Annotated in this window: 2 protein-coding genes; both read left to right on the top strand. The window is 68.3% G+C overall.

Annotated features, from left to right (window positions below):
* Positions 1-2: 2 nt before the first annotated feature.
* On the top strand, positions 3-788 hold the full coding sequence (locus EN991_RS37060; RefSeq protein WP_164769702.1) for an ABC transporter permease: 786 nt from the start codon (positions 3-5) through the stop codon (positions 786-788).
* Between the two features lie 2 nt (positions 789-790).
* Positions 791-1,169, top strand: a 379-nt coding sequence (locus tag EN991_RS37055; protein ID WP_127370567.1) for a gluconokinase, GntK/IdnK-type, incomplete at its 3' end; no start/stop codon positions are given.

The raw sequence follows: 1,169 nt of genomic DNA, 5'->3' as shown, positions 1-1,169 counted from the left end.
GCATGATGCTGGTCATCCTGCTCGGCCAGATCGACCTGTCGGTGCCGTGGGCGGTGGCGGCGGGCGCCATGATGGCCTGCGCCGCGGCGGCGTACGGCCCGGTCGGCGTGGCGTTGGCCATCCCGTTCGGCATCATCTGCGGCATGCTGATCGGCGTCGTCAACGGCATCGGCGTCGCCTATCTGCGCATCCCCTCGATGATCATCACATTGGCCACCAACGCTGTCGCGCAGGGGCTGATGGTGGTCTACACCGGCGGCTTCTCGCCGCAGGATTCGGCGACGGGCGCGATGCGCTACCTGGCGACCGGTTTCGCCATTCCGGGCGTGCCCAACGCCGTCATCATCTGGGCGCTGATCGGGGCCGCGATGGTGTTCGTGCTGACGCGGACCGGCTTCGGCCGCACCGTCTACGGCATCGGCAACCGCGAGCGCGCGGCCTATCTCTCCGGCATCGACACAAGGCGCGTGGTGATGATCGCCTTCGCCGTCTCCGGTGGGCTCTCGGCTTTCGGCGGCGTGCTTCTGGCCGGCTATGCCTCCAAGGCGGCGCAGTCGATGGGCGACGCTTATCTGCTGCCGTCGATCGCCGCGGTGGTGCTTGGCGGCACCTCGATCCTGGGTGGGCGCGGCTCCTATCTCGGCACTGTCGCCGGTGTCATCCTCATCACGTTGCTGCAATCCATCTTGTCGGTCATGCAGATGCCGGAGGCGGGGCGGCAGATCATCTACGGTGTCGTCATCGTCGCCATGCTGCTGCTCTACGGCCGCGCGCCGGCAAGCCGCTGACAGTGGACGAAGCGGCAGCACAGGCGCCGACGAGCGCCCCCGGCTCGGTGCCGGCCATCGTGGTTATGGGCGTCGCCGGCTGCGGCAAGTCGGCGGTGGGCATTGGGCTTGCCGCCGCTCTGGGCGTTACCTTTATCGAGGGCGACAGGCTGCATCCTCCGGAAAACGTCGCACGCATGGCAAGCGGCGAGCCGCTTACCGATCAGCTGCGCGAAGGCTGGCTCAACGCGATCGGCGAGCGCATCGCCGCGTCGGTGGGGCAGGGCAACGGCGTGGTCGCCGCCTGCTCGGCGCTGAAGCGCAGCTACCGCGACCGGCTGAGCGGCTTCTGCCCGGAAATCGTCTTCCTCTATCTGGAGATCGACCCTGGTACGGCCAGGC

Origin of the sequence: Mesorhizobium sp. M7A.F.Ca.US.005.03.2.1, assembly GCF_003997795.1 — a bacterium.
In the GTDB taxonomy this organism is placed as follows: domain Bacteria; phylum Pseudomonadota; class Alphaproteobacteria; order Rhizobiales; family Rhizobiaceae; genus Mesorhizobium; species Mesorhizobium ciceri.
The sequence above is the reverse complement of the archived record's forward strand: the minus strand, read 5'-3'. Positions and strand labels throughout refer to the sequence as shown.

Coding starts and splice junctions, on each gene's coding strand:
- EN991_RS37060 (WP_164769702.1), top strand. CDS start 3: ATGATGCTGGTCATCCTGCTCGGCCAGATCGACCTGTCGGTGCCGTGG.